This window comes from Petrimonas sulfuriphila, from assembly GCA_038561985.1.
In the GTDB taxonomy this organism is placed as follows: Bacteria; Bacteroidota; Bacteroidia; order Bacteroidales; family Dysgonomonadaceae; genus Petrimonas; species Petrimonas sulfuriphila.
This window is the reverse complement of sequence record CP073276.1, coordinates 3515015-3538575: the sequence shown is the minus strand read 5'-3', so window position 1 is coordinate 3538575 and position 23561 is coordinate 3515015. Positions and strand designations below refer to the sequence as shown.

The 23561-nt window shown below is 45.6% G+C and carries 23 protein-coding genes; 5 read left to right on the top strand and 18 right to left on the bottom strand.

Translation table 11 applies throughout. From position 1 onward, the window contains the following. Nucleotides 1-4 precede the first annotated feature (4 nt). Complete coding sequence (locus KCV26_15010) at nucleotides 5-1024, top strand: NAD-dependent epimerase/dehydratase family protein (protein ID WZX36585.1); 1020 nt, start codon at nucleotides 5-7, stop codon at nucleotides 1022-1024. An 8-nt stretch (nucleotides 1025-1032) separates the two neighbouring features. Here KCV26_15010 and udk read toward each other — a convergent pair whose 3' ends face one another. Genes udk through KCV26_14990 form a run of 4 tightly spaced genes read right to left on the bottom strand, consistent with a single transcriptional unit; the run spans nucleotide 1033 to nucleotide 3853 of the window. Continuing rightward, the gene (udk, locus tag KCV26_15005; protein WZX36584.1) at nucleotides 1033-1647 is read right to left on the bottom strand and encodes a uridine kinase; all 615 of its coding nucleotides are present in this window, start codon (nucleotides 1645-1647) and stop codon (nucleotides 1033-1035) included. A 33-nt stretch (nucleotides 1648-1680) separates the two neighbouring features. Beyond that, the gene (locus KCV26_15000) at nucleotides 1681-2160 is read right to left on the bottom strand and encodes a hypothetical protein (protein WZX36583.1); all 480 of its coding nucleotides are present in this window, start codon (nucleotides 2158-2160) and stop codon (nucleotides 1681-1683) included. A gap of 16 nt (nucleotides 2161-2176) precedes the next feature. Further along, nucleotides 2177-2770, bottom strand: a complete 594-nt coding sequence (locus KCV26_14995; GenBank protein WZX36582.1) for an LEA type 2 family protein — start codon at nucleotides 2768-2770, stop codon at nucleotides 2177-2179. A 30-nt stretch (nucleotides 2771-2800) separates the two neighbouring features. Next, entirely contained in the window at nucleotides 2801-3853 is a 1053-nt protein-coding gene (locus tag KCV26_14990; GenBank protein WZX36581.1) for a DUF2027 domain-containing protein, read from the bottom strand. A 109-nt stretch (nucleotides 3854-3962) separates the two neighbouring features. Between KCV26_14990 and KCV26_14985 the strand changes: the two genes are divergently transcribed. The 4 genes from KCV26_14985 to KCV26_14970 all read left to right on the top strand — a co-directional run bounded on the left by KCV26_14985 (nucleotide 3963) and on the right by KCV26_14970 (nucleotide 8846). Then, nucleotides 3963-5204 (top strand): S-adenosylmethionine:tRNA ribosyltransferase-isomerase, encoded by a 1242-nt coding sequence (locus tag KCV26_14985; GenBank protein WZX36580.1) that lies wholly within the window; start codon nucleotides 3963-3965, stop codon nucleotides 5202-5204. Between the two features lie 225 nt (nucleotides 5205-5429). Further along, nucleotides 5430-5699, top strand: coding sequence for an oxaloacetate decarboxylase (locus tag KCV26_14980; GenBank protein WZX36579.1), 270 nt, complete (start codon nucleotides 5430-5432; stop codon nucleotides 5697-5699). A 17-nt stretch (nucleotides 5700-5716) separates the two neighbouring features. Then, complete coding sequence (locus tag KCV26_14975) at nucleotides 5717-7633, top strand: oxaloacetate decarboxylase (GenBank protein ID WZX36578.1); 1917 nt, start codon at nucleotides 5717-5719, stop codon at nucleotides 7631-7633. A gap of 4 nt (nucleotides 7634-7637) precedes the next feature. Continuing rightward, entirely contained in the window at nucleotides 7638-8846 is a 1209-nt protein-coding gene (locus KCV26_14970; GenBank protein WZX36577.1) for a sodium ion-translocating decarboxylase subunit beta, read from the top strand. 2 nt (nucleotides 8847-8848) lie between these two features. Here KCV26_14970 and KCV26_14965 read toward each other — a convergent pair whose 3' ends face one another. The 14 genes from KCV26_14965 to KCV26_14900 all read right to left on the bottom strand — a co-directional run bounded on the left by KCV26_14965 (nucleotide 8849) and on the right by KCV26_14900 (nucleotide 23507). Beyond that, nucleotides 8849-10375, bottom strand: coding sequence for a DUF1846 domain-containing protein (locus KCV26_14965; protein WZX36576.1), 1527 nt, complete (start codon nucleotides 10373-10375; stop codon nucleotides 8849-8851). A 130-nt stretch (nucleotides 10376-10505) separates the two neighbouring features. Further along, the gene (gene ygiD, locus KCV26_14960; protein WZX36575.1) at nucleotides 10506-11291 is read right to left on the bottom strand and encodes a 4,5-DOPA dioxygenase extradiol; all 786 of its coding nucleotides are present in this window, start codon (nucleotides 11289-11291) and stop codon (nucleotides 10506-10508) included. An 88-nt stretch (nucleotides 11292-11379) separates the two neighbouring features. Then, on the bottom strand, nucleotides 11380-11805 hold the full coding sequence (locus KCV26_14955; protein WZX36574.1) for a GNAT family N-acetyltransferase: 426 nt from the start codon (nucleotides 11803-11805) through the stop codon (nucleotides 11380-11382). Nucleotides 11806-12029: 224 nt separating this feature from the next. Further along, the gene (locus KCV26_14950; protein WZX36573.1) at nucleotides 12030-12848 is read right to left on the bottom strand and encodes an alpha/beta hydrolase fold domain-containing protein; all 819 of its coding nucleotides are present in this window, start codon (nucleotides 12846-12848) and stop codon (nucleotides 12030-12032) included. Nucleotides 12849-12967: 119 nt separating this feature from the next. After that, nucleotides 12968-13444, bottom strand: a complete 477-nt coding sequence (locus tag KCV26_14945) for a hypothetical protein (GenBank protein WZX36572.1) — start codon at nucleotides 13442-13444, stop codon at nucleotides 12968-12970. Between the two features lie 63 nt (nucleotides 13445-13507). Further along, a complete protein-coding gene (locus KCV26_14940) occupies nucleotides 13508-14716 on the bottom strand; it encodes a hypothetical protein (protein ID WZX36571.1) in 1209 nt (402 codons plus the stop codon). 17 nt (nucleotides 14717-14733) lie between these two features. Continuing rightward, nucleotides 14734-15075 carry a hypothetical protein gene (locus tag KCV26_14935; GenBank protein WZX36570.1) on the bottom strand — a complete coding sequence of 114 codons (342 nt, stop codon included), beginning with the start codon at nucleotides 15073-15075 and terminating at the stop codon, nucleotides 14734-14736. Between the two features lie 8 nt (nucleotides 15076-15083). Beyond that, complete coding sequence (gene murQ, locus KCV26_14930) at nucleotides 15084-15905, bottom strand: N-acetylmuramic acid 6-phosphate etherase (protein WZX36569.1); 822 nt, start codon at nucleotides 15903-15905, stop codon at nucleotides 15084-15086. 12 nt (nucleotides 15906-15917) lie between these two features. Continuing rightward, nucleotides 15918-16772, bottom strand: coding sequence for an ATPase (locus tag KCV26_14925; protein ID WZX36568.1), 855 nt, complete (start codon nucleotides 16770-16772; stop codon nucleotides 15918-15920). Between the two features lie 13 nt (nucleotides 16773-16785). Continuing rightward, entirely contained in the window at nucleotides 16786-17958 is a 1173-nt protein-coding gene (locus KCV26_14920; GenBank protein WZX36567.1) for a DUF5009 domain-containing protein, read from the bottom strand. A 104-nt stretch (nucleotides 17959-18062) separates the two neighbouring features. After that, nucleotides 18063-19286 (bottom strand): DUF1343 domain-containing protein, encoded by a 1224-nt coding sequence (locus tag KCV26_14915; protein ID WZX36566.1) that lies wholly within the window; start codon nucleotides 19284-19286, stop codon nucleotides 18063-18065. A gap of 136 nt (nucleotides 19287-19422) precedes the next feature. Further along, nucleotides 19423-20733: an AmpG family muropeptide MFS transporter gene (locus tag KCV26_14910; protein ID WZX36565.1), complete on the bottom strand. Its 1311-nt coding sequence runs from the start codon at nucleotides 20731-20733 to the stop codon at nucleotides 19423-19425. Nucleotides 20734-20745: 12 nt separating this feature from the next. Continuing rightward, nucleotides 20746-22059: a SpoIID/LytB domain-containing protein gene (locus tag KCV26_14905; GenBank protein ID WZX38408.1), complete on the bottom strand. Its 1314-nt coding sequence runs from the start codon at nucleotides 22057-22059 to the stop codon at nucleotides 20746-20748. Beyond that, on the bottom strand, nucleotides 22056-23507 hold the full coding sequence (locus KCV26_14900; protein WZX36564.1) for a glycosyltransferase family 2 protein: 1452 nt from the start codon (nucleotides 23505-23507) through the stop codon (nucleotides 22056-22058). The genes KCV26_14905 and KCV26_14900 overlap by 4 nt, the downstream gene beginning before the upstream one ends. Nucleotides 23508-23561 lie beyond the last annotated feature (54 nt).

The following is a 23561-nucleotide window of genomic DNA, read 5'->3' as shown; positions in this document are numbered from 1 at the left end:
AAAAATGAAAGTATTGGTCACCGGTGCTGCCGGATTTATTGGTTACCACGTTGTCAAAAAACTGCTTACTCAAGATCTAGAGGTGGTTGGGCTCGACAACATCAACGGTTATTACGATGTAGGATTAAAGTTTGCCCGCCTGGCAGATTCAGGCATTCCGAAAGAAAAAATAAAAAAAGGCCAATGTGTACAAAGCCATAAATTTCCGGCCTATCGTTTTATCCAACTCGATCTAACCGACCGGGAAGATGTTTTTTTACTTTTTAGAAATGAAAGATTTACTCATGTGATCAATCTCGCCGCACAGGCGGGTGTCAGGTATTCGCTCGAAAATCCGTTGTCTTACATTCACTCAAATATTGTCGGTTTTACCAACTTGCTTGAGGCTTGCCGCACATCGTCCATACGGCATCTTGTGTATGCCAGCTCAAGCAGCGTGTATGGTGAAGATACGCCCGTCCCCTACAAGGAGTCTGCCCGGACCGATCATCCGGTAAGCTTATATGCCGCAACTAAGAAATCCAATGAGTTGTTGGCGTATACTTACAGCCGGTTGTATAAACTGCCGGTAACCGGCATCCGTTTTTTTACCGTTTACGGGCCGTGGGGCCGTCCCGACATGGCACCCTGGCTGTTCATGTCTGCTATATCGAAAGGTATGCCCATAAAAGTATTCAATAAAGGGGAGATGCAGCGTGATTTTACATACATTGATGATGTAGTGGAAGGTGTGATGAAAATTATCCCTTCCCCTCCGCAAACCGGAATTCCGAGCATGGTTTATAACATGGGGTGCTCGTCACCGCTGCAATTGATGGATTTTATCGGTATTATCGAAAAGACAACGGGGAAAAAGGCCATTGTCGAAATGGCCGATATGCAACCCGGCGACGTTGTTTCCACTTTTGCCGATACGTCATTGCTAGAAGCCGACTTCGGGTACAAACCTTCCACGCCGGTTGAAACAGGGATCCGGAAGCTTTTTGAGTGGTTCAGCGATTACGAAGCGAAAAGACCGAGATAGACAGGGGATTATTTTGCCAGTAGCTTTCCCAAAATGGCCGAAGAGATAAAATCTGCCGCTTTTGTATTCAACCCTCCGCCCATCACCAGCATATCGGCACGTTCCCGCGATGGTTTTATGAACTCCTCGTGCATGGGCCGCACCGTTTGATAGTAACGTTTTATTACCTCCTGAGCTGTTCTTCCGCGCGACTCCATGTCGCGTTCGATAATGCGCGAAAGCCGGTAGTCCGACTCTACCTCCAGGTAAATACGCATATCCATTTCGTCGCAGAGTTCGGGTTGCGTGAGAATCAGGATTCCCTCAATCAGCAGTATCTTATTGGGTTTTATGCGGATCGTTTCGGGCTGGCGGGTACAGGTAAGGTAGGAGTAGGTGGGGGAATCTATCTCCTGTCCCGATTTCAGTTTTTGGATATCGCCCCGCATCAGCTCCCATTCAATGGAGTCGGGATGGTCGAAATTCAGCACCCGACGTTGCTCAATGGGCAAATGGCTGCTGTCTTTATAGTACGAATCCTGCGTGAGCAGTGAAATCTGGTCGTAAGGAACTCTTTCGAGGATGGAGTTAACCAAAGTGGTTTTTCCCGAGCCGGAACCCCCGGCAATACCAATAATGAACATATATATAAATTTGGGCTTGAATGCTTGTTGGGTTTATTCCCTGGCAAATAGCAGTTTAAGTGAAAGGATGATATCGGCTTTGTTGCTGTTTTCACGAAGAATTACAAGTACCGTATCGTTGCCGGCAATGGTTGCCATGATACCCGGTATGTTGTTGGTGTCTATGTCCTGGGCCACGCCTCGGGCATATCCTCCGGGGGTTTTCAGGACAGCAAACTGGCCCGAGAATTCAATATTGATAATGCCGTGACGGAAAAAAGGAGAGGTCATCCCAAACTTTTCCGATTTTGGCTGGGGCAACTGGATCCCGGGTAGCCGGTAAAAATAGTTGCCGGCGGCATCGGGCGTTTTAGCTACCTTCATCTCCCGGAAATCGCGCGACAACGTGGCTTGTGTCAGTTCAAAACCTCTGTCGGAAAGCTGTTTCAAGAGCTCCTCCTGGCTTTCGATAGAGCTATTGCCCAAAATCTGAGCAATAGCTTCCTGACGTTCCTCTTTACCGGGTTTCTTCATAGACGGTGTGGTTGGCTCACGGATTACTTCCCCCAAAAGTAAAAACAACCGGTATGGGTGCCGGAACTTTGACGGGTCTGTTTCCCACCATAAGCTTAGGCCAAAGTTTCACCGTCACCTTTGTTTCATCGGACGACAAACCTAAAAAGCCACTCATCTCACGGGCGACACGATCGCGGGAATACCTGTTTATCAGGTTTTTTAGATCCACCCCGATGGATAAGGGCAACACGGCTGTTTGTCCGGGTTCAACGCGAAGAGGAACATCCATTTTCCCGGTTGTGAACTCCATTTCATTGATTTCAATGGCATACTCGAGTGCATTTAGAAATGCGGCCGCCTGATTGGGATTTTTTACATCCATGTTGAGGGTCATGCTGAAAGGGATGGTTTGTAAATTTCCTCCGGTCAGGATACTCGAAATGGAAGCAAAGTTAGAAAGTGAGATGGTTGAACCATTCCCCAGGTTTATTCCGGCCAACTGTATATCGGCGACGGAGTTATACGTGTATTCACACTGCGATAACTGAATGGCTCCGCCAATCTGATTAAGCACGTCACAGCTTGATAACGAGAAAATCAGCAGTATAATAAGCACTGTTTTTTTCATCTCTCCAGGGTTATTTTGTTATTTGTTTAATTACCGGATAGTTACCATGGTTGCTCCGAATCCGTATTCACGGAACGAAGCGTCTTGATAGTAACAACTTTTGTATTTATTTTTTATCTCCTTGAGTAGCGTATTTTTTAATACGCCGTCGCCCTTCCCGTGAATAAAGACTATTTTCTGGCCTTTTCGTTTAAGGTTTTCCTGCATCACCTCGTTAAATTTCGCGAGTTGATATTCGAGTATTTCGGCATTGTTCATGCCTTTTGTGTTGTCTATAAGTTCATTGATGTGTAAATCCACTTCAATTGCGGGTTGGTGCTCTTTCTTTTCTATTCTTTGTATGCGGGGACGTTCTTCTGAAACAGTTTTTTCTTGCATTGCACGCTGGATTTCTCCTGCAGAAACCAGCATTTCCCGTTCTGGAATATCGTTCCGGGTAATGTAATAGACAAGTGCATTTTCGTCAAAATAATCGTTCTCCGTAAAACTGTGCAGCTTGTAAAACTTTACCGTATCGATACGTAATTCAACCGAGACCGGACTCTTGAAGCGGAACGTTTTGTTGTGCTTAAACGATACAAACTGAACACAGACTTTTTCCAGATCGTTCAGTTGGGATTTGTCGAACTCTTCGATAAAAATCTGTGTGTTGGGTTCTACGATACCGTTGAAACGACTTTTCCAAGAGTTGTTCTCCCGGCTCATGTAATTGAGGAAAAGGTAGTAATTGCTGTCGTTCACGAAATAGCATTCAAACGAAGTCTGAGTCATGTTCCGGGCATCGGCAGGCAGGTAAACCAGGCAGGTGGTGATCTTCTCGCCTTCGGCGGTTTCGGTGACCGGCCCCGTTTCATCGAGACGGGTAGAAGGCTTCGGTTCCTTAACCGGAACTTCGGTTTCGGGTTGTCCCAATTTTTCGTTTCCTGCGGCTTCCACAACCACACATTCCGAAACAAGAACAGGTACGTCGAATCCGTTTTCGTCTTCTACAATAACCAGTTGTTTGTTTAAAAACCCTTTTACCTGTCCTCCCCCCACGGTGTTCAGAAAACGAACCTTGTCGCCGATTTGTAATTTTTTCATTTGAACGTGCAGTTTCTTATATGCATTTTTTGATGCAAACACAAAGTTGCCTAATTTTGTCGGATTATTTACAGAAATTGTAATAAAAAAAAGACTAATTTTCTTAAAAATGAAAAAATGCGACGCGGAAAAGATCAGAATTGCTGATTATAGCTATACGCTTCCTCCCGAAAAAATAGCCAGATATCCGTTGGAAAAAAGAGATTCATCGAAACTGTTGCTCTTCAGAAACAATACGATATCTACCCGGCCTTTCTCCGGGATTGGTGCAGAAATACCCGAAGGCAGCTTACTGGTTTTCAACGACACCCGTGTGATTCATGCCCGGTTGATTTTCGAAAAAAGTACGGGTGCCGTTATTGAAATTTTTTGCCTTTCGCCGCATGCTCCAAGGGACTATTCGGTAAATTTTCAACAACGAACATCCTGTTCCTGGCATTGTATGATTGGCAATGCCAAACGCTGGAAAGATGATGTGTTGCAGATGAAAGTTTCTGTAAATAATGAAAATGTGTTGCTTTCTGCACGAAAGATAGAGAGTAATGCGGACGATGTGATTGTTGAGTTTTCGTGGAATAATCCGGGTTTTACGTTTTCCGAATTACTGGAAATTGCCGGAAAACTGCCCATTCCTCCTTATTTAAATCGTGCTTCGGAAGCAAGGGATGATGAAACGTATCAAACGGTTTATTCTGCGGTGGAAGGGTCGGTAGCTGCTCCAACGGCAGGGTTACACTTCACCTCCGAAGTAATGAGGTCTTTTCGGAAAAAAGGAATCCAATCTGCCCGGGTTACCTTGCATGTGGGAGCGGGCACCTTCAAGCCGGTGAAATCCGAAACCATCGGTGACCACGATATGCATATGGAGTTTATCTCCGTTTCAAGAGAAACGGTTCAGGCCTTGTACGAAAATGAAAATAACCTGATTGTCGTAGGGACCACGTCTATGCGTACCGTGGAGAGTCTGTACTACCTGGGGAAAAAAATACTTCTTCAGCCGGATATTCAACCGGAGGAATTAGTGGTTTTTCAATGGGAGCCTTACGGTGAAGAAAATCCGGTTTCTCCTAAACTAGCCCTTAAATCCATCATCGATTATCTTATTAGAAATAATGCAGATCAATTGCTTGCCTTTACTCAGGTTATGATTGTTCCCGGTTACACGTTCCATTATCCCCAGGCGCTCATCACCAATTTCCACCAGCCTCAGAGTACATTATTGTTGTTGATTGCTTCGGGTATCGGCAAGTATTGGCGGGATGTTTACGATTACGCGTTACAAAACGATTACCGCTTCTTGAGTTATGGCGATAGTTCATTGCTTTGGCTTACAGCCAATCAAGCGATATAGCTGCTATAGTCCTATGCTTATTGAACGATCAGGGGTAGAGGTGGATTATTGGATATGATAAAAAGAAGATAGTATAACGCTTTTTGTTTTGATTTGAAAGGTTTGGTGCTATTTTAATAAAAATATTTTAGTATATTTGTACCTTGGATTTATACTTCGGAAGCATAAATCATCTTTCCTAATATATGTATTAATAGGTTATCAATTTGAAAATAAGATAATTTTATGGAAAATATAAACGAAGCATTGAGCCTTTTACTGGTAGGTTTAACAACTGTATTGATTATTTTGTATCTGGTAGTTTTGATCGGTAATGGGGTTATTCGTTTTACCAACCGGTTTATTCCGGCGGAAACCATGGCCGTGAAAAAGGAGTTTGCCACCGGGAAAGCCAAACCTACCAATCCCGCGAAGATTGCTGCCGTTATTGCTGCTGTTGAAGCCATAACCGGAGGCAAAGGGAAAATAGAGAAGATCGACAAAATAGAAAAATAAAAATAATCATACAAAACATGGCAAAAGAAATAAAATTCAGTTTACTGTACAGAGACATGTGGCAATCGTCGGGCAAGTATGTCCCGACGGTTGAACAACTGCTGGAGGTGGCTCCGGCAATCGTGGATATGGGGTGCTTTGCGAGAGTTGAAACCAATGGAGGAGGGTTTGAACAGATCAATCTTCTTTTCGGCGAGAACCCCAATGTGGCCGTCCGGAAATGGACACAACCGTTTAACGACGCAGGTATTCAGACGCATATGCTGGAGCGCGGGCTGAACGGTATCCGCATGAGTCCTGTCCCGGCTGATGTTCGCCGGCTGATGTTTCAGGTAAAGAAAAAGCAGGGGACCGATATCGCCCGGTCGTTCGACGGCCTTAACGATCCGCGTAACCTGGAGAGTTCCATCAGGTTTGCCAAGGAGGCTGGTATGATTTCACAAGCTGCGCTTAGCCTTACGGTATCGGAAGTACACACTGTAGAATACTATACCGAACTGGCTGATACGCTGATTGGAATGGGTGCCGATGAAATTTGTGTGAAGGATATGGCGGGAATTGCCCGTCCGGCAACCGTTGGGAAAATAATTAAAAACATAAAAGAGAAGCATCCGGATATTCCCGTTACTTATCATGGACACGCAGGACCCGGATTCCAGATGGCTTCCATACTCGAAGCCGCTTACGCAGGCGTCGATTACGTGGATACGGCCATGGAACCGCTGGCGTGGGGAACCGGACATGCGGATGTGCTGGCTATCCAGGCCATGCTTAAGGATGCAGGCTTTAAAGTGCCGGACATCAATATGAAAGCGTACATGAAAGTTCGCTCCCTGACACAAAAATATATAGATGATTTTCTAGGATATTACATCAACCCGAAGAACAGGTTGATGAACTCGTTGCTTATCGGACCCGGACTTCCGGGCGGTATGATGGGTAGTCTGATGGCTGATTTGGAGAGCAACCTGGAGTCATTGAACAAGTGGCTGTCAAAAAATGGCAAAGAAGAAATTACTCTGGATGATTTACTGATCAAGCTTTTTAACGAAGTGGCTTATGTATGGCCTAAGATCGGAAATCCACCTTTAGTCACTCCGTTCAGCCAGTATGTAAAGAACCTGGCACTGATGAATGTTATGCAGATAGAAAGAGGCAAGGAGCGCTGGTCGGTCATTGCTGATAATATATGGGACATGATCCTGGGCCGGTCGGGAAAACTGCCGGGAACGTTGGCACCTGAAATTGTTCAGTTGATAAAAGAACAGGGCAGGGAGTTTTACAATGGAAATCCGCAAGACCTTTATCCTAATCAGCTGGATGAGTTCCGTGCTGAGATGAAAAAAAACAACTGGGATTTTGGGCAGGACGATGAAGAGTTGTTTGAGCTTGCCATGCATCCCGAACAGTACAGAGCCTACAAGTCGGGCGCTGCAAAAAAAGCTTTTGAAGAGGATCTGGCCAAGCGAAAGGCTGCGGCACAAGTTGAAAAAACTCAGCCTTCACCGGTTGAAGCTCCGGCAAACGGTGCAACAAACAATTTCCAACCCCGGCAGCTAGTGATCAACGTAGATAACGAAGAATACAGGGTCTATATATCCTATCCCGAGAACGACGGTATTCCGTTTCACCCCGTAAACAAAGATGTTCCGCCTCAGCCGAAAGTTGTTGACAGTCCTTCCGCTGTTCTTCCCGGTGGAAAAGTAAAAGAGGTAATCTCTCCCCTCGAAGGGAAGTTCTACTTAACCAAAGATTCTTCTGAAACACCATTGAAAGTGGGGAATGAAGTGAAAATAGGAGAAGTTATCGGCTACATTGAATCCATGAAAACCTACAATGCCGTATCTGCTGAGGAAAGCGGTAAAGTGATTGAAATCTGTTTCTCAAACGGTGATTCGGTGGAAGAGGACGATATCCTTGTAAAATTGCAATGAAGCTATGAATGAGATTTTTTCGAACTTAGTAGATATGACGGCTTTTGGAAGCATTTCCTGGGGTACCTTACTTATGTGGATCATCGCTTTCATCCTGTTGTATCTGGGTATAAAAAAACAATATGAGCCGTTGCTCCTTGTTCCTATAGGGTTTGGTGTGCTGCTGGCAAACCTCCCCTTGGCTGGTTTGGGCATAGTGGATAACTCGCTCGTTCAATCGCCTGACGGAAGCTATATGAACCTGCTTGATATTGCCAGTGAGTACGGGATTATGAATTTCCTTTATTATGCGCTTATCAAGACTGGACTGCTGCCACCCATTATTTTTATGGGAGTAGGTGCATTGACGGATTTCGGACCCATGCTTCGTAACCTGAAACTTTCGTTGTTCGGTGGTGCTGCGCAATTGGGCATTTTTACCGTGCTTATTATAGCCGTACTTGTTGGTTTCAATATGAAGGAAGCCGCATCGCTAGCCATTATCGGTGGTGCAGACGGGCCTACGGCCATTTACACTACCATCAAGTTAGCACCCCATTTATTGGGTCCCATAGCTATTGCCGCTTATTCTTATATGGCGTTGGTTCCGGTGATTATTCCGTTGGTAGCCAATTTGCTGATGACCAAGAAGGAATTTCGTATCCACATGAAGAAAATGGATAAGCAGTTTCCCCCCAAGCACGAAATCAAACACCTGAAGACGGTGAAAATTGTTTTTCCAATAGTTTTGGGTGTTGTGGTAGCTGTTTTTGTACCTTCTGCGGCTCCGTTGGTGGGGATGTTGCTGTTCGGAAACCTTGTGAAGGAAATCGGGGCCAACACCAGCCGGCTCGCAGATGCAGCTTCCGGGCCCATTATGAATACGGCAACCATTTTCCTCGGATTAACAGTCGGGGCAACCATGACCTCTGAAGTGTTCCTGTCGCCACGGACGCTGGGAATTATCGTGGGTGGTTTTCTGGCGTTTGCTATCTCCGTTGCGGGAGGCATACTGGCCGTGAAACTGTTTAACCTGTTTTCGAAGAAAAAGATCAACCCTCTCGTGGGTGCTACGGGGCTGAGTGCTGTCCCAATGGCCTCACGCGTGGCCAATGAGATGGCGTTAAAATACGATAAATCCAACCACATCCTGCAGTATTGCATGGCCAGCAACGTGTCGGGAGTTATTGGATCGGCAGTTGCTGCGGGTGTATTGATATCATTCTTGGGGTAAGATCACTCGCTCACAAACAACCGTTTACTGGAGAATAGCGGGTCGCAGGTTACGTTGATTTTTAATTTACGTAACCCGGCTTCATCTCCCGGAGTAGGTATATGAGTGGAGTGCATTTCGCAATTGTTCAGTTCGGTCAGTTTCTGCAATGCCATTTGTGCTGCAGGGTTGGATATCGCGCTAATCGCCAATGCTATAAGGGTCTCTTCCATATCAAGGCTGGCATTCTTCCCGTTCAAGATATCTTTCTTCAGGTGGGTAACCGAGTCGATAATATTTTCGGGCAGGAGAATCATGTTGTCGGGTAACCCTGCCAGGTGTTTGATAGCATTCAGGATCATACTGGAGGAGGCGTGCAGCAACGATGAATTCTTTCCGGTAACAAGGGTGCCGTCGTTCAGTTCAATGGCAGCGCCGCAATAGATTCCCCCGTATCCCTTTCCGTTCGTTTCGGCATCCTTGGCCGCTCTTCGGGCAGGTTCAACCACAAGACGATCTTCATCTTTCGCCCCGACTCTTTCCATGATCTCGGCGTTACGTTCGAGTGTTTCCGTGTCGATCTGGCCCATTGCGTAATCAACAAATCCCCGTAAATGCCGGCGGATAATTTCCTGATAAGCCGCCTCTTTGCATCGTTCATCATCAATAATCCCCGCACTGATCCGGTTTACCCCCATGTCGGTGGGAGAGAGATAGACGGAATTATTGCCAGTGATTTTCGTCAGAATCTCTTTCAGAAGATTGAAAGCCTCTATATCGCGGTTGTAATTCACCGCTTCCAATCCATATGCCTTCAGGTGGTAAGGGTCTATCATATTAACATCGCCTAAGTCTGCGGTTGCTGCTTCGTAGGCAATGTTGACCAGATGGTCTATGGGTAAATCCCAAATAGGGAATGTTTCAAATTTTGCATAACCGGCATCCTTCCCCTTTTTATAATCGTGATAAAGGTTGCTCAGGGCTGTGGCAAGCTTCCCGCTGCCGGGTCCGGGTCCGGTAACCACCACGATGGGTTTGGTGGTTTCGATGTATTCATTGGAGCCGTATCCTTCGTCGCTCACAATCAAATCGATGTTTTTCGGATAACCTCGCGTAGGATAGTGCAGGTAAACTTTAATGCCTTTCAACTCGAGTTTGTTCTTGAAGATTACTGCGGCGGGTTGTTTTTCGTACCGGGTAATAACAACGGCAGCTACATTGATGCCATACCATTTCAGGTCGTCGATGCTCTTCAATACGTCCACATCATAGGTGATGCCGAAATCGGCCCTGATTTTGCTTCGTTCGATATCTCCGGCATACACGCACATAATAACCTCTACCTGGTCTTTCAGTTTTTGCAAAAGACGCATTTTAACGTTCGGAGTGAAGCCGGGCAGAACCCGTGCTGCATGATAATCATACAAAATTTTTCCTCCGAATTCGAGGTATAATTTATCGTTGAACCGGCTTACGCGTTCGAGAATAGCAGAGGTTTGTTCTTGCAGGTATTTTTCATTGTCAAAACCAACACGACTAAAATTTTCCATCTTTTAATTTTCCGAATAATAAATAATAGATACAACTTACTTTCGGGACTCAAAATTACTCAAAATTTAGGAGAAATCCGCCTTAAATCGAGGAAAAGTAAGGGAGAAGAAGGTAAAACGGATAAGCCTTCTATCCAATTTTCAGCGCGGTCATTACCAATGATCCGCCGACAAATCCCCGGTTGAAGAATTCAACTTTTTCGTTATCTGTCTGTAGTGCGAGCGCATAGAGCATGGGCAGGTAATGTTCGGGAGTAGGAATGGAGAGTCGGAAGTCTTCACCTTGGGTAAAATAATCGATAAGCGGAGCGTGATTATTTGCGGTAATATATCCGTACATTTTTTCTGCAGCGGAAATTGCCCATCCAAACCCGTAATCATCATCGTTGATCCTTCCCCAATCCAGCAGGTGCAGGTTGTGAACCATATTTCCGCTTCCCATGATCAAGATGCCGCGATTACGAAAATCCGACAAGCATCTGGCCAGGGAGTAATGCTCCTGCGGTGTTTTAGAACGGTCGAGGCTTAGCTGAACAACCGGTATGTCCGCATCGGGATACATGTGTTTCAGTACGGTCCACGTTCCGTGATCCAGCCCCCATTGATAATCGGGGCCAACCGAATACTGGCGGAGCGTATCGATTATCTCTCCTGCCAGTTCCGGATTTCCCGGGGCAGGATACTGAACTTCGTACAATTCCCGGGGAAACCCTCCGAAATCATGAATGGTGCGAGGTGTTTCCATCCCCGTGACGAATGTTCCCTCAGTTTCCCAATGAGCTGAAATGCAAATAATGACATCGGGTTTGGGTATTTCCGCTGTTACTTGCAGGAACCCCCGGGTGAAGTTGTTTTCTTCCAAGGCAATCATCGGACTGCCGTGTCCGACGAAAAGAACGGGCATTTTAGTTGACATAAGGCGATTTTGTATATAATTTTATTAACCGTTGAAACAAAAGGCTCTGCGCAAGGATAACCGGACAACAGTAGTATGTGTCTGTCCATTAAAAAGTAAACCGGTATACGTTGGTCTCTCTTTTCCTGAATCCTAACTTTTGGTAAAGCCGGTTAGCCGCTACGCGGGCAGGAGTGGAGGTCAGGTCTACTTTTTCGATGCCTTTTTCGCGTGCGACTTTCAACGCATGATATACCAATGACGCAGCTACTCCTTTTCCCCGGGCGTTCTCATCCACCACTACGTCTTCGATCCATGCTTTTTTCCCCGTGGGAATTTTATAAACGACAAGCGATAGTGTACCTAAAATTTCATCGTTTTCCCGGGCTATGAAAAGAAAAGTATTTCCGGCTTGCAGAATTTCCTGCAACTCTTCCCGGGAAGGATAACTGTTTCTATCGATAAGCTGGGGTATCAATTTTTTGAACGCTTTCAAAACAGTGTTGTCGATATTTTTTAATTGTTCTATCTGCATGTCCTCGTTTTTTGACTTTGTGGAATTTTATGGATAAGTTTTTTTCATGCTTGAAAATAGGGGTTGAATGGAAACATAAAGGTAGTTATAAATACAGCAACAAGTCATAATTTGCTACAAGAAAATAATCGGCGTAAATGCCTGTTTACGTGATGTGGTCTCCGACGGTATAACAAAGAATTTTAATAGTTTTGATGGTCGATAAGTTACCGGTACAGGTGAACTTATTCCTCCCTTATAATTTTTTCGACCTCCTTCATTACCAGCGGTAATGCTGGATATACCATGCCGTGATCGTAGCCGTCGAGTTCGAGAAGGCGGGTTTTCTTGTGTCCCGCCACTTTCATCATTCGAGCAAGATATGCGTTTTCTTCGTACCTGCCAAGCATCTCCAATTCCCTGTCTCCGGTAATGAGCAGGAGTGGCGGAGCATCGTGACGGACGTGAAAAAGAGGAGCAAATTCATCCACAACGGGTTGTGTGTTTTTTATTCCCCGCTGTTCGCGGATATTAAAGTGTGTGATGGTTTGTGCGCTGAGGGGAATAAGCCCTGCAATGCGGTTGGCATCAATATTGTGCGCTGCCAGGTATTTTTTGTCTAAACCCGCCATACAGGTAAGGTAACCGCCGGCAGAATGTCCCGATACGAAAATTTTGGATGCGTCACCACCGTATTTTTCGATGTTTTTGAATGCCCAGGCTATTGCAGCAGCTGCATCTTCTATATAGGCGGGTGCCTTAACTTTTGGTGAGAGCCGGTAATTAACGCCGATGATGCAGGTATTTTTATGTTTGAACCCGTCGGGAAGCTCTTTCTCTCCGCCTGTTAATCCGCCACCGTGAAACCAAACGACGGTGGCAAAATCTTTTTTGTCGGTTGGATAGTAAATATCGAGAATACAACGTTCCCTGATGTATGCATCTGACTCCATCTTCGCATCATCGTAATAGGGGATATTCCTGATGATTCTGTAGTTCGTTTCCTGCGCAATACCACTCAGTGAAGTGCTGATTAACAAAGAGATAAGAAGACTCTTTTTCATTACCAATTATACATTATGAATTGTTAATTATAAATATTATCTTGATTAGAACACCCATTCTTCGTTTTGGGGAGATGACGTTTGGGATTTACCTGTTCCGAAACTCAGTAGCCGGCCTTTTAAATCGAAAGACAGCCATCGATCGGAAAGTTGCAGTTCTGAACGGTGGGTGTAGAAACCCTCTCAACAATCATTCCGGGTTGCAATTGATTCCATCTTTCACTGAAACGATTGTTCGCCAAGGCTGTAGTCCTCCGTATCATATCGTCTGCATGGTCTAGGTAATTGTTTTTGGCTTCTTCGTTTTGGAATATTTTTATCACGTATGTACGTTCGCCTTCATCCAGAAGATAATTGGATTGAAACAGCTGCACATAATTTTTGTACCGGTACCTGTTGAGTATCTCACGGATAAAAGCTCTGAATTCCCGTTCAACATCCGCTTCCGAAGAATTTACATCCCACCGGATGGTTTGATAAGCCACGTCATTCTTTATTTTTACGACCGTTTTTCCACCGAAAGTCAACGTCTCACAACTGCTTAACGAAATAAGCATCACACCTGAGATGATGAGTTTAAGAATCGTTGTTTTCATCTGCCTGTTTCTTTAGTTTACGTTAAAAAGCACCTTTTTTAGAGTGTGCAAGTGCGAGAATGGTTATAAAAAAGCTAAAAATCCGGTAATCATCAGCACGTTGATAAAATCGATAAAGAACGCTCCCACTACAGGAACAATAAAATAGGCCACACGAGAATAGCCGAACTTATCGCAAATGGAATCCAGGTTCGCCATTGCGTTGGCGGTGGAACCCATTGCAAAACCGATCAGTCCCGATGTGGAAACCGCCGAATCGTAATTTCGCCCCATCGCCGGAAAGGCTACGAACCGGGGGAAAACATACATCAACATTACCTGTGCGAGCAACAAAACCATCAGCGGTAATGCCAGACTGCTCAATTCCCAGAGGCGCATTGTCATAATGGCTATGGATATGAAAATGTTCAGGCAGATATCGCCAATCAGTTGGATTTCGGTGTTGAGTGTAAAATCTTCCCTAGTATCCATAATGTTACGGATAATGGCTGCCACGATCATTGGTCCGATATAAATAGGAAATTTTACCGTACCGATAAACATTCCCATAAAATTATTCAGTAAATCGGTAAAAATTACGCCGATACCCATCGAAACAAGGATAAGGAACGATGCTTTGGTAATTCGTTCTCCGTCCATTGGGACCGGGTGAGCTTGCATCGCATCGATTTTCTGTTCTTCTTCATCGGCTTTTCGAGTGCTCAGCAGCTTCTTTCGCACAATCAGGTTATTTCCAATGGGAGCACCCATCAGTGACCCCATCAGCAAACCGAAAGTGGCGGATGCTATTGCCACGGCGTGAGCACCCGAAATACCTGTAGCTTCCACTTCGGGAGCAATGGCCGCCGAAGTGCCTAGCCCGCCCATCAGTGCGGTAGAACCGGTCATCATCGCCAGTTGAGGCGAGAGATTGAGCGGTTTTGCCAACCCAATAGCTACAAGGTTCTGCAACAGGCTGAAAATCGTGGCCAATCCGAGGAAGATAAGCAAAACCGTACCGCCTTTCCTCAGCAATTTAAGGCTTACGTTGAAGCCTATAGAAGTAAAGAAAACGGTCATAAAAAAAGCCTGTAATACGTTGTCGAACTGTAAAAAAAGGATCTCTGACGAATGAAGTGCCAACGATGCCAACGCAAACAGCAATCCGCCGATTACGGGCGAAGGAATGGCATATTTACGAAAAAAATAAACTTTTACTTTCAGGAATTTCCCCAGCAATAACAGCAAAACTGCCAGGCCAACGGTCACATACATATTTATGGTTAAGGTCATTGCCGGAAAAGTATGGGTTAAAAATTGTCGGGTGGTGTGCTCAGTGCGGTTATGGTAACCTCCTGAAAATCCGTATCAAAATTAGCCAGTAACATTTCAACGAATTTGGCATGAAAGAATGTATACAGTTTTGAGGTTACGTGTCTGCGGTCTTTTCGCTTAAGCAATCCGAATCGCAATTCATTCTCCTCCACCCATATCTGCGGTTTCAAAAAGGCTTCGTTTTTCCACAACAAAGGTGAAGGGGTGATGCGTCCGTCTGTCATAACAGTCCATTTCTCCACTTTTCGGGTTGCAATACCTTCGTATATTTTGTCGAGCAGTAAATTGGGGTTGTGGGTCTTTATGATGATAGCCATTGGAACGGTTATTTTTGTTGATTTTTATATATCTCTATCGCTGTTTTTACATTTCCATGTAGCAGGAGCAGGTTTTTTGCCTGCTCATAAGATAACCCGAGTTCGTCAACGATCATCCGGGTTCCCCTGTCCACGAGTTTTTGATTGGTCAGTTGCATATTTACCATTTTGTTGCCTTTTACTCTTCCCAATTTTATCATTGTGGCTGTGGTAATCATGTTGAGCACGAGTTTTTGTGCAGTACCCGATTTCATTCGGGTACTTCCGGTAACATATTCAGGACCTACGACTGGTTCAATTTTTATCTCAGCTTCCGCGGCTACGGGCGAGCCCGGATTGCAGCTTATTGCCCCGGTAAGGATTCCTTTCTCCCTTGCTTTACGTAATGCTCCGATAACGTATGGAGTGGTGCCCGATGCGGCGATGCCTACCAGCGTGTCGTTTTGATTGATTTTGTATTCCAACAGTTCTTCCCAAGCCTGGTCGTAGTTATCCTCCGCCGCTTCTACCGGGTTGCGCAGAGCGGAATCACCACCTGCAATCAGCCCGATAACGTATGTGTCGGGCATTCCATATGTGGGGGGAATCTCCGACGCATCCAGCACGCCAAGCCTTCCGCTGGTTCCGGCCCCTATATAGAAAAGCCTCCCGCCTCGTTTCATGCGTTCCACAATTCCTGTAACGAGCTTTTCTAATTCGGAAAGGGTCTTTTGTACGGCAAGAGCTACTTTTTGGTCTTCCTGATTGATTTCTGCAAGAATTTCGAATATCGGTTTTTTCTCCAAATCGTTGTAAAGCGAGGGTTGTTCGGTTATTTTGATGAAAGTCATACGGGTTATAAGTTACGAATAAAATTTTATTAATCCTTCCATGGGCGATTGTTCAATCTTTCCGATCTTTATTTTTTTTTCTTCAGCAACTTTGCGTAAAACACCGGAAAAATACCATGCGATTGAGCCTACAAAATTAACCTTATTTTTCTGATAATTGTATTGCATCACGTTTCGTTCGAAGAAATCGGAAAAACTTCGTTCAACAATACGCCGAATGGATTGCTCTTCGATATGTTTCCATAAAAAGGGTGCAAGTGTTGCCAGAAACCTGCTGGGGAAAGGTTGTCTATATACTTTATCGATAATGGTTGCCTGGTCCAGATCGTATTCGGCGAGGAGTTCCTCTTTTAATCCTTCCGACAACTGATTTTTCAGCGCATCGCTGACCAATTGCTTGCCCAGTACTGCGCCACTTCCTTCATCGCCCAGGATAAACCCCAGTGGAGATACCTGTTTGACCATGTTGTAGCCATCCCATTCACAGGAGTTGCTTCCGGTACCCAGGATACAGGCGATCCCGGCATTATGCCCGCAGAGGCTGTGCGCTGCAGCCATCAAGTCGCTATATATACAGATGGCATCGATGGGAAACGAACGGTATATGGCGTTCTTCACAAAAACGATTTTTTCCGGGATACAGCCGGACCCGTAAAAATGGATCGACTGAACCTTTTTTCCCTTCAGGAGAGGGTAGGCATGTAACCTGATTTCTTCTGCGATCTCCTCCTCAGTCTGATAGACCGGGCTGATTCCTTTTGTGGAAAACCGCTGCACGATCTCTCCTCCGTATGTCAGGCACCAGTCGGTCTTGGTAGCGCCGCTGTCGGCGATCAGTATATTACCTCCTGATTGTGAATGATCCATTTTGATTGGTTGTTTATAGTTTAATATAAATCTTTTTTCTGTACAGTATATATCCGAACAGCCAACAGAACGTAATGAACAGCAGCGCATAGAGCAGCGATCCGAAATAGTCCCCCGCCCACGGGCGCAGCAGCACTTCGTAAATAAACCCTTTTACAGAGATTATCTCTCCCTGCCAGTTAAGCCGGATGTTGGCGACCAGGTTGGCCATTACGCCTGCAAAAACATATACGATGAGTGGATTTACCCCGAAGGCGTGAAAGAAACGGCTCCATCGCTCTTTTTGATGGATATCGATGATCCAGATCAGCAGTCCCAGCAGTTGCGCGGCAAAGCCGGTGGTAGTTAGCACGAATGTGGAGCTCCATATCTTCTTGTTAATGGGGCATCCGTACTGCAGGAGTAATCCCGAAAATGCCAGTATCGTACCCCATATCAGCAGTTTCTCCACCCGGGTGTGGTTGTCTTTGTTCTCCACAATCAGTTTTCCGGAAAGAAACCCGATCAGTACGTGGGCGACGGAGGGGAGGGTGCTGAGCAGCCCTTCGGGTTCGAATGCGATGCGTACTCCTTCCGGTGTAGTGTCCTTGTACATATGGGAAGTACCCATGAGTGCTTTGTCGACCACCGCTATAATATTCTCTTCCGACATCTCAAACCCTTTTCCGAAACGAAGAATCAGGTAATACCCCAGGAGCAGGATGCCAACCACCCACGGGAGCAGTTTACCCTTCACAAGAACAGCAGTCAGGGCGGCAAAGCCGTATGCCAACGCCAGCCTTTGCAGTACTCCGAGTATGCGCAGGGTGTCGAAATGGCTTGCCGCCACACCGAAGGGTTCTCCGGAAGCAAGACCCCGCGTAAGTTGCCCAAACCATCCCAGTGCCAGTCCGATCACGAAGATGAGGAAGGTACGCCGTACAATTTTCCAGACGGCTGTTTTGGAGGGTTCAAAGTTAAATTTTCGCAGTGACATAAAGGTAGATACCCCCATGATAAACATGAAGAAGGGAAATACCAGGTCAGTCGGTGTGAGTCCATGCCAGTGAGCGTGTTTGAATGGCGCATAGGCGTAAGTCCACGAACCGGGGTTGTTGACCATGATCATACCCGCTATAGTTATTCCGCGCAGAATATCAAGCGAAAGCAGCCTTCCGCTTTTATCAGGTGAAGTAATTCTGTTCATCTTTCAATAATATATTGTTGTTGAATTATTTATTGAATGCATAAACCCGGTTTATGCAAGTATTATGTTAGTACCATTGTGCAAAAAACTTCTTTTTACGAAGTTTACCGGTAAAGGTAATATTTCTTTGATAATAATCTGAACGACTTTTCATCTTTTGTCCAATAAGATTGAATGTCGGCAAAACGATGGTTCTTGGAAAATTCCAGACGGATAAAATCGCTACCGCATACCTTGTCGAACATATTGAATCGGTTTTCGGGAGCGCGCTCGAACACTTTTCTGTCTGGATAGAGCTGTGCAGACACCTCCATTACATGGAACTGGATATCCGACAGCCGTGCACTGAAAAAATCGGTAAGATATATCTGTACTCCCTGAAAGTCCTGTCCCTGTCCAACTGAATAATAGGGCTTCAGGTGTATGGGGCGGAAAATGACACCCGGCAGCTGTTTTGCATTCAGCGTCCTGGCAAACTCTTCTGCGTTGATCCATTCAGCGGCAAACATCTCGAACGGCAGCGTATATCCAACGCCGATAGACATATATCCCAGTTCACCTAAAATGCCTGATACAGGATAAAAAAATGCAGAATGAGAAAACGGGATGTGTGGCGAGGTGGGCACCCAGGGTAGTCCGGTATCCTCGAAGTTCATCTTCCGGCGCCACTTTTTCATCTTCACCACTGTCAGCTTACAAGGCCTTGATATCATCTGTTCGCCAATTATCATCTCTGCCAGCTCGCCACAGGTAAGGCCGTAAATATAAGGAATCCTTAGCTGGCTCACAAACGAAACAAATCCCTCCTCCACAAGATTTCCTTCTACTTTCAAACCGCTTAACGGGTTTGGGCGGTCGAGCACCACAAATTCAATATCGTTTTCAGCAGCCGCTTGCATTGCCAGATACATGGTTGAGATATAGGTGTATGACCGGCATCCGATGTCTTGAATATCGTAGACGAGGACATCTACACCGTTCAACATTTCTTTGCTCGGTTTTCGAGTGGCACCATAGAGGGAATAAACGGGCACACCCGTATTGGAATCGGTGAATGAATCGATTTTGTCGCCGGCATGCACATCGCCGCGCACACCGTGTTCGGGCCCGTAAAGCGCTACAAGCTGCACGCCGGGAGCTTCATGCAGAATATCTATCGTCGATTTCAGGTCATTATCCACTCCGGTAGGGTTGGTGATCAGTCCCACACGTTTCCCCTGAAGGATCTTGAAGTTAGACTCCTTCAGCACTTCAATTCCGGTTTTGATACGTATATTCCGGGCAAAAGCTGATGATGTGATTGTCATACAGTAAAGCATTAATGCCATAGCTGCTACTGTTTTAGTTAATAAAAAGCAGGAGTTGCCTAAATTATTTATTTTTGTGATTATTAACCGGTGCATTTTTTTTGAGTTTGTTTTTTTACTGGATTAATGATTAATTCATATTTATTTGCTGGAATGGTTACTGTTCAGTAGTGACTTCTTCATCCGGCAAAGGTGTTTTCTTTGATTTTCCGAAATCTTTGTCCACTTTCATGAAAGGAATCAACAGTAATGTAGGGATTGTAGCAATCATGATAAAGATAAAAAAGTGTTGGTATCCCAGTTGTTCCTGTATCCATCCTGCAGCCATCCCCGGAAGCATCATTCCGAGTGCCATAATTCCCGTGCAGATGGAATAGTGAGCTGTTTTGTGTTCACCCTGTGAGAAATAGATAAGGTATAGCATATATGCCGTAAATCCGAAACCGTATCCAAGCTGTTCAACAGCTACAGCCACATTCACCCATATGAAACTATCAGGCTGAAAGTACGCAAGGAGAAGATAAGCCGCATTGGGCAACGTAATGGCCAATGCCATCGGCCACAACCAGAATTTCAATCCCTGACGGGAAGCCACAATTCCGCCGATGATTCCGCCAAGTGTAAGGGCGATCACGCCCACCGTACCATAGGTTATGCCTACTTCAGAAGTGTGTAGTCCCAATCCGCCCATATCACGGCTGTCTAATAAAAATGGTGATGCCAGTTTGACAAGCATCGCTTCGGCCAGCCTGTACAGTAGCATGAAAGCGATTGCCAGCCCTATTCCTTTTTTAGTAAAAAAAGATTTGAAGGTATTTCCAAACTCAGTCATCACCTCCTGTGGTGTGTGGGCTGATTTTCCGGTATCAGCGTGCGGGTAAGGCAAAACAAAGCGGTGATAGACGAAAAATGCCAGAAAAAGTCCCGCCAGGATAAAAAAGGTGATGCTCCAGGCATAAGGAATTTTGCCGGTCGATTTTTCCAGGAATCCAGCCAGAACAACCAGTAATCCTTGACCGGTTATTGAGGCAAGGCGATAGAAGGTGCTGCGTATACCAACGAAGAAGGATTGTTGTGAATCGTCAAGGGCAAGCATATAAAAACCGTCTGCTGCGATATCATGAGTGGCCGAACTGAAAGCCATCAGCCAGAAGAAGGCAAGTGATGCCTGCAGATAGAAGGGAGTAGGGAGGGTAAAAGCCACCCCTGCAAGCCCGGCACCTATCAACAATTGCATGGAGATGATCCACCACCGTTTGGTTCTCAGGATATCCACAAACGGGCTCCAGAAGGGTTTGATTACCCATGGAAGGTATAACCAGCTTGTGTACAGGGCTATCTCTGTGTTTGACAGTCCGAAACGCTTGTACATGATAACCGAAACGGTCATTACTGCCACGTATGGCAGGCCTTCGGCGAAGTAAAGGGTTGGTATCCAAGACCAGGGGGATCGTGTAGATTGATTCATTTGCATTGTGTTTTAGTATTTATTGTTGATTTTCGTGTCGGGGAAATAGTGGTGCAGTATCTCTTCGTAGCTGTACCCTTTCTCCGCCATCATGGCAGCTCCAATCTGGCACAATCCCACACCGTGTCCCCATCCGGCCCCTGTGAGTGTGAACAGTTGCGGCACTCCCTCATTGTTTTCATCATAGGCATCCACCACGAAGGCAGAGCTGTAGAGGTGCGATCTTGAAAGTGTACGCCTTATTTCGAGCTCTTTGCCGATGGTCATAACCCGTTTTGTACCGATAATCTTCAGCCGGATAATACGGCCCGATGTGCCCCTTTCGAGTGGCTGCATATCGATAATCTCTCCAAAATCGATACCTGACCGTTCTCTGATAAGATTTGCCAATTCATGTTGAGAATAGTCCACCTTCCAACGGTAAAAGTCGGAGGTTTCCTGGTCGTAGTCGTTTAAAACCTGTTTCAGTACTTTCGCATTCTGCGTGTTACAATAGGCTGGGGGAGAGGTGCGTATCCATTTTTCGGCACTCTCTTCACCGGTGAGATCCGCGGGAAGTGCCCCTGCTTCACTATCTGGTTTAGCCTGCAGGTAGGGGTGGATGACCGGTTCCCATACATTTTCAAATGTCTCCGTCACCCCTCCGCAACATTTCGAGAAGCGGGCATCGCAAATTGTCCCGTTAAATGTGAGCACTTCGCCACGTGTTTGCTCGACAACTTGCTTCACCAACGGCGTCGATTGTTTAGTAACTCCTTGATAACGCTGACAATGGTCATCTGCACAAACATCGAAATTGGCATGGTCTTCACGGTCGTACCATCGGACGATTTCGGTAGATCTAACGAACGAGGTACTGTAATCTTTCCTGATCAACTTATTCTTCTGAATCTGTGCCAGAAGCCAGCTCCGGGAAATTACCGCATGTGCCTTCAGCAACTCTTCCGAGCTGGTAGCACTCATTTCTGACGAAATAACGCTCGTGAGATAATCTTCCAGTGAAACAATGTTGATTGCAGAGACCGCACTGTTCTCTGTAATGAATTTCAATCCACCAATAAAGCTCTGATTTTCTTTTTGTTCCCAGTGGAAATTAACGCCGATAATCACATTTTTAAGTTCAAAACTATCTTTGTGCGGACGATCTGCTTCGAAAGAAATTTCATTGTATAATTGACCATTGAAGAGAATCTCTCCATCCGAAAACTCTACCGAGTAGTCGCCTGGCGTGTATTCTTTTCCGTTAAATTTATAAGCTGTCTGCAGCGAAAAGTTGATCTTCGGCTGTTCCAGTAAAATGCCGGCGTGAATAAACGGTTCCTTTATTTGCGATTTTTTCTGGCCTGTAGCTCCCATGTCCTTATTTTGTCTTTGTAAAGGTTATGTGCATTCATTTTCACAATGTCCAGCGAAGCGTCGCTGTTATCCTCCCAGCGGCGGCAAAGGTACAATATATCATAAATGCGTCCTATCTGATAACGACGTGAAATGTTGAGCCCGAGTGCGTAATCCTCTCCGTAGCTGGTGTTGGGCACCTTGATTTCTCGCAGTACCGGCGTATAGAAAGCCCGTGGCGCCCCAAGCCCGTTTATGCGAAGCGCGTTGTTCCTTCCGTTTTCGGGAGTCCACTCGCGGTGGTCGATGATCCCCGGCGGTATCTCTTCCATATGGAAGTCGGTCATCTGATAGGTCCCTACCACCATGGCGCAGTTCTGTTCGTAGAAAGCATTTACAATTTTCTGTAGCGTGTCCTCTCCGCTGTACACATCGTCGCTGTCTAACTGCACGGCAAACTTTCCGCATTTTGTGTGATGTACACCCATGTTCCAGCAGCCTCCAATGCCCAGGTCGTCTCTTTCAGGGACTATATGTATTAACCGCTCATCATTTTTAAAAGAATCGATAGCCTCAGTGGTGCCATCGGTTGAATGGTTGTCAACCACTATCAGGTTGAATGGAAAATCAGCCTTTTGCATCAGAACAGAGGAGATTGCATCTCTGATGGTTTTGATACGGTTTCGTACCGGAATAATTACCGACGCTTCGTATTCAAAATCTCCCCGGTTAAATTCAATCTTTTCGAATGCAGGTTCCAGAAATGCTCCCACATCTTTCAGATGTTGTGTGCAGGCCTGTTCCATCTCTATCTGCACCTGCCGATTTTTAGGATCTACATAGTCGAATATTTTCTGGCCCGACGCACGGGTATCCTCTTCAATCTCGGTGTAAAGGTACTCGTTTATATGTACAACAGGATACTTTTGCGACACTTTTAGCCTGAGGTCATACAGCCCGGCATACAGATAGTTTTCGTGCATCCTCATCGCTGCGTCCTTTAATGCAGTTGTATTGTAAAGTAGTAGTGAACCGAAGTTAAAATCGTCACGGAGGCTTCCCTCCTGATATTCTATTAACGGATTATTTTTCTTTTCGCCGTTGGTTACCGCATAATAGTCGGCATACACCATTCCCGCCTGCGTATCGTCTGCAATACGCACCATCCGTTCAAGGGCGAAATACCCCGGCTTCAGCACTGTTGGTTTCTGATAGATGAGTGTATAAGGTGTCGTAGATTTTTGAGCGATTCTTTTAATTGTTTGTGTACTCTGCAAATTGTCGATAACGATCTTCTCACATCCTTCAATAACAGATGTGATCTCTTCGGGAGAAAGCAGGAAGATGTTGTTTATCAATGCCGACAGCCTGAGCTCTTCTACTGTTCTTTTTGCCTGATCAGGTTGACTGAAAAGGATAAAGGCGTCTATATTCTTCATTGTTCAATATTGTTTAGGCATCACGCGTTGTTTGTGTCATGAAAGCTACCTGCT

Excerpts from the sequence above, each read along its gene's own strand:
- KCV26_15010 (WZX36585.1), top strand. The coding sequence starts at position 5 with ATGAAAGTATTGGTCACCGGTGCTGCCGGATTTATTGGTTACCACGTT.
- udk (WZX36584.1), bottom strand. The coding sequence starts at position 1,647 with ATGTTCATTATTGGTATTGCCGGGGGTTCCGGCTCGGGAAAAACCACT.
- KCV26_15000 (WZX36583.1), bottom strand. The coding sequence starts at position 2,160 with ATGAAGAAACCCGGTAAAGAGGAACGTCAGGAAGCTATTGCTCAGATT.
- KCV26_14995 (WZX36582.1), bottom strand. The coding sequence starts at position 2,770 with ATGAAAAAAACAGTGCTTATTATACTGCTGATTTTCTCGTTATCAAGC.
- KCV26_14990 (WZX36581.1), bottom strand. The coding sequence starts at position 3,853 with ATGAAAAAATTACAAATCGGCGACAAGGTTCGTTTTCTGAACACCGTG.
- KCV26_14985 (WZX36580.1), top strand. The coding sequence starts at position 3,963 with ATGAAAAAATGCGACGCGGAAAAGATCAGAATTGCTGATTATAGCTAT.
- KCV26_14980 (WZX36579.1), top strand. The coding sequence starts at position 5,430 with ATGGAAAATATAAACGAAGCATTGAGCCTTTTACTGGTAGGTTTAACA.
- KCV26_14975 (WZX36578.1), top strand. The coding sequence starts at position 5,717 with ATGGCAAAAGAAATAAAATTCAGTTTACTGTACAGAGACATGTGGCAA.
- KCV26_14970 (WZX36577.1), top strand. The coding sequence starts at position 7,638 with ATGAATGAGATTTTTTCGAACTTAGTAGATATGACGGCTTTTGGAAGC.
- KCV26_14965 (WZX36576.1), bottom strand. The coding sequence starts at position 10,375 with ATGGAAAATTTTAGTCGTGTTGGTTTTGACAATGAAAAATACCTGCAA.
- ygiD (WZX36575.1), bottom strand. The coding sequence starts at position 11,291 with ATGTCAACTAAAATGCCCGTTCTTTTCGTCGGACACGGCAGTCCGATG.
- KCV26_14955 (WZX36574.1), bottom strand. The coding sequence starts at position 11,805 with ATGCAGATAGAACAATTAAAAAATATCGACAACACTGTTTTGAAAGCG.
- KCV26_14950 (WZX36573.1), bottom strand. The coding sequence starts at position 12,848 with ATGAAAAAGAGTCTTCTTATCTCTTTGTTAATCAGCACTTCACTGAGT.
- KCV26_14945 (WZX36572.1), bottom strand. The coding sequence starts at position 13,444 with ATGAAAACAACGATTCTTAAACTCATCATCTCAGGTGTGATGCTTATT.
- KCV26_14940 (WZX36571.1), bottom strand. The coding sequence starts at position 14,716 with ATGACCTTAACCATAAATATGTATGTGACCGTTGGCCTGGCAGTTTTG.
- KCV26_14935 (WZX36570.1), bottom strand. The coding sequence starts at position 15,075 with ATGGCTATCATCATAAAGACCCACAACCCCAATTTACTGCTCGACAAA.
- murQ (WZX36569.1), bottom strand. The coding sequence starts at position 15,905 with ATGACTTTCATCAAAATAACCGAACAACCCTCGCTTTACAACGATTTG.
- KCV26_14925 (WZX36568.1), bottom strand. The coding sequence starts at position 16,772 with ATGGATCATTCACAATCAGGAGGTAATATACTGATCGCCGACAGCGGC.
- KCV26_14920 (WZX36567.1), bottom strand. The coding sequence starts at position 17,958 with ATGAACAGAATTACTTCACCTGATAAAAGCGGAAGGCTGCTTTCGCTT.
- KCV26_14915 (WZX36566.1), bottom strand. The coding sequence starts at position 19,286 with ATGGCATTAATGCTTTACTGTATGACAATCACATCATCAGCTTTTGCC.
- KCV26_14910 (WZX36565.1), bottom strand. The coding sequence starts at position 20,733 with ATGAATCAATCTACACGATCCCCCTGGTCTTGGATACCAACCCTTTAC.
- KCV26_14900 (WZX36564.1), bottom strand. The coding sequence starts at position 23,507 with ATGAAGAATATAGACGCCTTTATCCTTTTCAGTCAACCTGATCAGGCA.